The organism is Streptomyces sp. NPDC047515, from assembly GCF_040643055.1.
Lineage (GTDB): Bacteria > Actinomycetota > Actinomycetes > Streptomycetales > Streptomycetaceae > Streptomyces.
Genome location: NZ_JBEYTM010000032.1, coordinates 48849 through 55868 on the forward strand (window position 1 = coordinate 48849; position 7020 = coordinate 55868).

Sequence of the window (7020 nt, forward strand, 5' to 3'; positions counted from 1 at the left end):
TCACCGTCGCCCGCGCCCCGGGGACCGATGGGCCGTCCACGGGCTCAGTCGCCGAGCACGACCGTGCGCCGGGCGGAGAAGTCCCCCCACTTCCCGTCCGGGAGCTTGGCGCGGACCTTCATGGAGTAGCGGGTGCCGCGCGGGTCGCCGACCGTGAGCCGGTAACTCGCCCGGCCCGCGGGCGGGGTGGCGCCCCACACGATCGTGGTGGTCAGCCGGCCGTCCATGAAGAGCTGGTACGCAGGGATCTCGCCGCCCGTATCGGGCTGCTTCCAGTCCAGGTCGACGGCGTACTCCTTGCCCTGCACATGGTTGCTGATCCGCAGGTCGGTGGGGGCGGTGCCGGCAGGTGCGCCCGGAGCGGACGCGGTGGTGAGGTCGATGGCGTTGCTGTCCGGCGAGGAGGTGTCGGCAGCGTCGCGGGCCCGGACGGTGAAGGTGTAGACGGTGCCGGGGCGCAGTCCGGTCAGATGTGCCGTCGTGCCGGTGCCGGGCACGCTGTGGATCCGGGAGTCCTCCTGGTAGATGTCGTACGCGGTGACGCCCACGTCGTCCGTCGAGCCGCCCCAGGAGAGGTTCGCCGCCGTGCTGCCGTCCGCCGTGCCACGCAGCTTCACCGGGCGTGTCGGCGGCTCGTGGTCGGCGGGGGTCGGGGCGGGTGTGGTGACGGTCGCGGCGGCGCTCGGGGCGGAGAGGTTTCCGGCGGCGTCACGGGCCCGGACGGTGAAGGTGTAGGTGGTCGAGGCGGTCAGCCCGTCGACGTCGATCATCACCTTGGCCGCCGGGACGGATGTGACCCTCCTGCCCTTGCTGTAGACCTCGTAGCCGGTGACCGCCTTGTCGTCGGAGGCCCGTTCCCACATGACGTGCACGGAGGTGGCGCTGCCGGCCTGCGCCGTCACATGGCCCGGCACCGTGGGTGCCCGGGTGTCCGCCTCGGGGGTGGAGCCGCAGGCGGTGAGCGCGGCGAGGAGCAGGGCGGCGGAGCAGACCGACGTGGTGGTTGCGTGGGGGCGTCGCACGGTCGCGCCTTCCATCCGGCAGCAATGGTCCAGACCTGTATCGCATGACGTGGGGGTCGCCGACAAGAGGGTGGATCGGAACGTTCCGCAATGTGCCGGTGTGCGTGGGCGGTTCGTCGGCCGACGCGGGCCGGGTGCCGGTGTGTGCCGCGGTCCGTCGGCCGAGGGCCGGGGACCGGGGATGACGTACCGTCGGACGATGTTGTGCATACGTGGGGTCGTGCTGCCGGAACGCGAGGAACGGGGCTTCTGGATCGATGGCGAGGTGCTCCGCGCGGGCAGTCCGCCGGGCGGCGCCGCGGGCAGCGACGCGGAGACGGTCGTCGACGGCGAGTGGCTGCTGCCCGGACTCGTCGACGTGCACACCCACCCCGGAGCACCCGATCCCGGTGCGCCCTTCGACGAGGAGCTGCTGCGCAGGCAGTTGGGCGAGCACCGGGACGCCGGGGTGCTCGCGGTGCGCACCCCGGGCACCTCGCAGCGGATGCCCGCGTGGGTGGAGGAGGACCCCGAGCTGCCGCGCGTGACATCGGCGGGACGATGGCTGGCCACGCCCGGCCGCTTCTTCCCCGGCTTCGGACGTGATGTGAGCGAGGCCGAGTTGGTGCGGGCGGCGGTGGAGGAGGCGGCGGCCTCGTCCGGGTGGTGCAAGGTCGTCGGCGACTGGGCCCTCGACGAACCTGCTGTTCCGCAAGCCCTGTTGGCCTCGGTGGTGGAGGCGGTGCACGCGGCCGGCGGCAAGGTGGCGGTGCACTGCCAGACCGCCGAGGGCACCCGTAACGCCGTACTGGCCGGCGCCGACAGCCTGGAGCACGGTATGCATCTGGACCCGGCGCTGCTGGACCGGATGGCCGCACAGGGCACGGCGTTCGTCCCGACGCTGAGCGTCTTCGGCTCGAAGGCGGACGCGATGCGGGCGCGGGAGCCGAGCGTGCGCCGCGATCTGTGGCTGGCGGGCTGGGACACCATGTTCAGCAATGTGCGCGCGGCCCACGAAGCGGGGGTGACGGTACTGGCGGGAACGGACTCCTTCCCGTGCGGAACGGTCGCGGGCGAGATGGACTGGCTGGTACGGGCCGGTCTGCCGGCCCACGCGGCGCTGGGCGCGGCGTCCTGGACGGCGCGGGCCTGGCTGGGCCTGCCGGGCCTCGTCGACGGCGCGCCCGCCGATCTCGTCGCGTACGCCACCGACCCGACCCTGGACCCTGCCGTGCTGAATCGTCCCAGCCGGATCGTGCTCCGGGGACGCGTCGTGCGATGAGCGATGAGTTCCGGGCACCGAAGCGGTCTGCACTGTATGAACAAGCACACGGAGACGACCCCGACGATTCCCACAGTCGACCTGGAGCCCGCGGCCCGGCAGATCGCCGACCTGCTCCCCGCCATCCATGAGCAGCAATTGGCCGGCCCGACGCCCTGTCCCGACTACACGGTACGGGAGCTGCTCGCCCATGTGGTCGGGCTGACCACGGCCTTGCGCGACACGGCGCGCAAGGAATTCGGGCCGACGACCGACACCGCCCCGGACGCCGCGCTTCCGGTCCTCGCCGAGGGCTGGCGCGAGGCGTTGCCGACGCTGCTGGACGAGCTGGTGACGGCCTGGCGCGACCCCGCCGCCCGGCAGGGGATGACCAGGGCGGGCTGCGTGGACCTGCCGGGCGACGCGGCCGCGGTGATCGCGCTGGACGAGCTGGTCATCCACGGCTGGGACCTGGCCCGCTCCACCGGCCGGAAGTACGAGCCCGACGAGGGGAGCCTGCGAGTCTCGCTGGCCATGCTGACCCACAGCGACGCCGTCCCTCGGTCCGAGAGCATCTTCGGTCCGCCGGTTCCGGTGGCGGCCGACGCCCCGCTGGTCGACCGGGCCGTTGCCATGAGCGGCCGCCGTCCGGACTGGCAGCCGGGCGACTGACGGGCGGGCGGCTGACGGGCGGGCGGCTGACGGGCGGGCGGCTGACGGGCGGGCGGCTGACGGGCGGGCGGCGAGGCCGCCCGCCCGCCGAGGCCGATGGGCCGCGACGCCTCCGGGGGCGCGTCCGCCAGAGGCCCGGACGCGGTGGCCGGACGCGGCCCGGTTCAGCCCAGCACGCGCGCCGCCTCCCGTGCCTGCTCGCGCAGTCGCTCGTCGGCCGGAGCCACCCCCGGTTCCAGGCCGGAGGACACCACCCGCAGATCCCGCTCGGCAAGGGCACCCAGGCGGCGGCGGTGGTCCTCGGTGAGGGCCGTGGGGCCGAGGGCGACGAGCGCTTCCAGCGCGGTCACCGCGTCGGCGTCCTCCTCCGCGCAGTCCAGGAGGAGTCCGGCCAGGCGGGGGCCGTCGAGGGATTCGGGCACGATCGCATGCAGCGCGAGCACCGCGGCCGGGGTCTGCAGCCGGTCCGTCAGCAGGCCCTCCAGTACGGGGACCAGTGGGCGGGCCTCGGCTCCGATGCGGGCCGCCACCCGCGAGGCACGGGTGAACGTCCAGCGCATCCAGAGCTTTTCGGTTTCCGCGAACACACCGGCCAGCACCGGCACCGATTCCTGAGCCCCGCCGGTGATCCGCCACAGGGCCGCGGCGATCTCGACGTCGCCGTCCAGCTGCGGGATGGTACGGTCCGCCTCCGGTGCGCCGAGCGCGGACCGCAGAGCGGGCACCAAGCCGGCCGCCGCCGGGCCCAGCTCGGCGGCCAGGCCCGCGGCCTCCCGGATGCCGTGGCCGCCACGGGCGAGCTGAGCGGAGACCGCCGTCAACAGCGGGCCGGCCTCCCCGGTCAGTTCACGCACGGCCCTCGCCGCGGCAAGCCGTTCGTCCCCCGCCCCGGAGCGAGCCGCGGCGGTCAGGAGCTCCGCCGTCGCCGCGCGCTGGTCCGGTGGGCAGACCGCGGCCAGCGCCTTCGGGACGGCTTTCGGGAACCTCGGCAGGGTGGAGCGCAGTTCGGGCAGGGCGGCGGACGCCCGGCTCCCCCAGGCAGCGAGGAGGGAGACGAGCAGGAACGGCTCGTTGGCGTCGAGGTCGTCCGCCCCCAGCCTGGTGCGAATCGCGTCCAGCAGTGCGGGGTCGTACGGGAACGAGGCGTCGGCTGCGCGCCCGATGGGGAAGCCGCACGCCTCGCGGAGCGCGCGCGGGCGCTGTCCCAGGTCGCGCGCCAGGAGCGGCGCGGCCCGGTCCGGGGCCACGGCGACGAGTGCCTGCAGGGCCTGGTCCGCCTCGTCCCCCTCTCCCGCGGCGAGCCGGGTCAGCGCCGGAGCGGTCGCCGCGGCATGGGTGCCCAGCTTCTTGAGGAGCGCGTACATCGCCGGTACGGATGCCGGGTCGGCAGCCAGCGCCTCCACGGGGGCGGCCAGCCGCGCCGGGGCACATCGCGAGAGCCGGCAAGCGGTCTCGGCCGCCCACAGCGCCTCCTCGCGCACCTCGGGCAGCGCGCTGCGCAACGCGGCATCGAGCAGGGCGTACGCCGCTACGCGGTCCGCGTCGGTGTCGCGGAGCAGCAGTGCTTCGACGACGTACTGCAAGGGTTCGTTCCGCGTCAGGTCCAGACGGCCCTCGACCAGCCCGTTTGCGGGCAGGAGGGACAGCATCGCCTCATGGTGCGCGGAGCCCCAGGGCAGTGCGGCGTCCACGCACGCCAGCAGCGCCGCGATCCGCACCTCGGCGGGCCCGGCCGCGCCCATGGCTTCGGTCGCCCCGGCGGCCGTTCCCGCCGGATCCAGATGGGCCATGGCCCCCAGGATCTCGGCCCGCACGAGGGGATCCGTCTCCGCCTTCCGGCGCCGTCGGAGCACCGGCAGCACCTGCCCGGCCGCCCCGGTCATCGCCGCGGCCCACACAGCGGCCTGCCGCGTCCGGGCCTCCTCGGCATCGACCGCCAGGAGAATCAGGGGCAGTTGACCGATGACGGCCGCCCGGCACGCGGCCTCGTCCGTGTCGCCCCGGACGTCACCGCTCTCCGCTATTGCGCCGAGCAGGGCCAGGAGATCCTCCGTACGGTGCCCGGCCCCGGCGAGCCGTGCCAGATACGGCACGGCGCGGGCCGTGGCCTCGTAGACCGACCCCTGGTGCAGGATGCTGCCGTAGAGCTCGGAGACCGCCTCGGACGCGGCTTCCCCGTCGTCCCCGGCGAGCGCCCGCAGGCAGTCGGGCACGTCGGCGGCGCTGCCGTACGCATGCTGCAGCTCGGCCCACGGCTGGGCGTCGACGTCGGCGAAGAACAGTGCGAGTTCCATGAAACGGATCATGGCACCCGGCACTGACAGCGCCCCCGGCCGCTGTCGAAGGACCCACAGGACGGCGCTCGGCGGCCGGGGCCCGTCAGCTGGTGAAGAACTCCGTGATCTGCTGGGCCACCTGGTCGGGGTGGACCTCGTGCACCCGATGGCCGCCCGCGATCGTGATCAGCCGGCAGTCCGGGATCAGCGAGGCCATGTCCTGCAGACGCCCCTGGGGCATGGTGGACTCCGGGCCGCCGGCGATCATCAGCGTCGGCGCGACGATCTCGCCGAGTCCCGCCGCCCACTCCGGATCGGGGTCGGACACCTGGGCCCGGATGGGGGCGACGACGGCCCAGTCGTAGTCCACCGGCCCCTCCGGCTCGGCAGCCGGCTTCAGCTCGCTCGGGAACGGCGGCGGGGTCTCCACCAGCACCAGTCGCTCCACCCGGTCCGCGTGCTCCTGGGCGAGCAGATGGGCGACGACGCCGCCCATCGAGTGGCCGACCAGGCCCACCCGGTCGAGTTCGCACTCGTCGAGGAAGCCGAGTACGTCGTCCCGCATCAGCTCGAAGGAGTACTCGTCCGGCCAGTCGCTCTCGCCGTGGCCCCGCAGGTCGAGGGCGTACACCCGCCACTCCTCGCCGAGCAGGCTCGCGGCCGCCTCCCAGCTCGCGGCGGAGCCGCCGAGGCCGTGCAGCAGGACCACCGGCGAACCGAAGGGGTCGCCCCAGGTCCGATACGCCAGCCGTACATCGCCGACATCCACAACAGACTGATCTTCCATGGCCATGACGCTACAGCGGAATCGGTGAGGGCCGTTCCACACGGCCTGGCAGGGTGGGGGCATGAAGATCGTTCCGCGCCCGCTGCCCGTCGCCGTCACCGCTGCTGTCCTAGCCGTCTCCGTGCTCTCCGGATGCTCGGCGGGCGGGTCCGCCGACGGGGGATCCGGCGCCGGGCTCGACGATCCGGCCAAGAAGGAGATCGCCATGCAATTGGTCTCCAGCGCCGAGAACTCCTCGCTCGACTGGAAGGCCCAGTACAAGTACATCGAGGACATCGACGACGGCCGCGGCTACACCGCGGGCATCATCGGCTTCTGCTCCGGCACCGGCGACATGCTCGACCTCGTCGAGCTGTACACCCAGCGCAAGCCGGGCAACGTGCTCGCGAAGTACCTCCCCGCGCTGCGGAAGGTCAACGGCACCGACTCGCACAGCGGTCTCGACCCGAACTTCAAGAAGGACTGGGCGACCGCCGCGTCCGACTCGGCGTTCAAGCAGGCCCAGAACGACGAGCGGGACCGGGTGTACTTCAACCCGGCCGTCAAGCAGGGCAAGGCGGACGGCATCGGCACACTGGGCCAGTTCGCGTACTACGACGCCATCGTCATGCACGGTGACGGCGGCGACAGCACCAGCTTCGGCTCCATCCGCAAGCGGGCCCTGGCCAAGGCGAAGCCGCCGGCCCAGGGCGGCAACGAGGTGACGTACCTCAACGCCTTCCTGGACGCCAGGGTCTGGGCGATGCAGCAGGAGGAGGCCCACTCGGACACCAGCCGGGTGGACACCGCCCAGCGGGTCTTCCTGAAGAAGGGCAATCTCGCCCTGGACCCGCCGCTGGACTGGAAGGTGTACGGCGACAGCTACCACATCGGCTGACGCACCCCGGTCACCGCCGTGGGGGGGGGGGGGGCGCCCCGGGGGGGGGGGGGGGCCGCCCCCCCCCCCCGGCCCCCGGGGGGGGGGGGCGGGGGGGGGGGGGGCCCGCGCCCGGGGCGCCCGGCGCGCCGGGGGCGGCGGCCGGG

At 73.9% G+C, this 7020-nt stretch carries 6 protein-coding genes; 3 read left to right on the forward strand and 3 right to left on the reverse strand.

The features are described from left to right. Nucleotides 1-44: 44 nt before the first annotated feature. Nucleotides 45-1037 carry a fibronectin type III domain-containing protein gene (locus ABZ826_RS24610; RefSeq protein ID WP_361452151.1) on the reverse strand — a complete coding sequence of 331 codons (993 nt, stop codon included), beginning with the start codon at nt 1035-1037 and terminating at the stop codon, nt 45-47. A 184-nt stretch (nt 1038-1221) separates the two neighbouring features. On the opposite strand from ABZ826_RS24610, the gene ABZ826_RS24615 reads away from it, so the two are divergent. Next, entirely contained in the window at nt 1222-2283 is a 1062-nt protein-coding gene (locus ABZ826_RS24615; protein WP_361452154.1) for an amidohydrolase family protein, read from the forward strand. A gap of 36 nt (nt 2284-2319) precedes the next feature. Then, on the forward strand, nt 2320-2934 hold the full coding sequence (locus tag ABZ826_RS24620; RefSeq protein WP_361452157.1) for a TIGR03086 family metal-binding protein: 615 nt from the start codon (nt 2320-2322) through the stop codon (nt 2932-2934). Between the two features lie 164 nt (nt 2935-3098). Here the strand turns inward: ABZ826_RS24620 and ABZ826_RS24625 are convergent, their stop codons facing one another. After that, on the reverse strand, nt 3099-5228 hold the full coding sequence (locus tag ABZ826_RS24625; protein WP_361452160.1) for a hypothetical protein: 2130 nt from the start codon (nt 5226-5228) through the stop codon (nt 3099-3101). Between the two features lie 85 nt (nt 5229-5313). Next, nucleotides 5314-5997, reverse strand: a complete 684-nt coding sequence (locus ABZ826_RS24630) for an alpha/beta hydrolase (RefSeq protein WP_361452163.1) — start codon at nt 5995-5997, stop codon at nt 5314-5316. 61 nt (nt 5998-6058) lie between these two features. On the opposite strand from ABZ826_RS24630, the gene ABZ826_RS24635 reads away from it, so the two are divergent. Continuing rightward, nucleotides 6059-6874 (forward strand): chitosanase, encoded by an 816-nt coding sequence (locus ABZ826_RS24635; RefSeq protein WP_361452166.1) that lies wholly within the window; start codon nt 6059-6061, stop codon nt 6872-6874. The last annotated feature ends 146 nt before the right edge of the window (nt 6875-7020 follow it).

Coding starts and splice junctions, on each gene's coding strand:
- ABZ826_RS24615 (WP_361452154.1), top strand. CDS start 1,222: ATGTTGTGCATACGTGGGGTCGTGCTGCCGGAACGCGAGGAACGGGGC.
- ABZ826_RS24635 (WP_361452166.1), top strand. CDS start 6,059: ATGAAGATCGTTCCGCGCCCGCTGCCCGTCGCCGTCACCGCTGCTGTC.
- ABZ826_RS24610 (WP_361452151.1), bottom strand. CDS start 1,037: ATGGAAGGCGCGACCGTGCGACGCCCCCACGCAACCACCACGTCGGTC.
- ABZ826_RS24630 (WP_361452163.1), bottom strand. CDS start 5,997: ATGGAAGATCAGTCTGTTGTGGATGTCGGCGATGTACGGCTGGCGTAT.
- ABZ826_RS24620 (WP_361452157.1), top strand. CDS start 2,320: ATGAACAAGCACACGGAGACGACCCCGACGATTCCCACAGTCGACCTG.
- ABZ826_RS24625 (WP_361452160.1), bottom strand. CDS start 5,228: ATGGAACTCGCACTGTTCTTCGCCGACGTCGACGCCCAGCCGTGGGCC.